1 protein-coding gene is annotated in these 272 nt (G+C 54.0%); it reads left to right on the top strand.

The features are described 5' to 3' along the window. Positions 1-272: hypothetical protein (locus tag ADH52_RS02225; RefSeq protein ID WP_049509846.1), on the top strand; the 272-nt coding region annotated here is incomplete at both ends.

Raw genomic sequence — 272 nt, 5'->3', positions numbered from 1 at the left:
GGTCATGAGGGCGATGCCCTAGTTCAACCCGTTCAACCGACTTATACAGAACCCGTTAGCACCCAAGGCACACAAGAGTCAGGTCATGAAGGCGAGGCTCTAGTTCAACCAACGCAACCGGCCTACACAGCCCCAATCAGTACTCAAGGTACACAAGAGTCAGGTCATGAGGGTGAGGCCCTGGTTCAACCAGCACAACCGTCTTATACAGAACCCGTTAGCACTAAAGGCACGCAAGAGCCAGGTCATGAGGGCGATGCCCTAGTTCAACC

This window comes from Streptococcus pseudopneumoniae, from assembly GCF_001072665.1.
In the GTDB taxonomy this organism is placed as follows: domain Bacteria; phylum Bacillota; class Bacilli; order Lactobacillales; family Streptococcaceae; genus Streptococcus; species Streptococcus pseudopneumoniae_S.
This window is presented reverse-complemented; position numbering and strand designations above follow the sequence as displayed.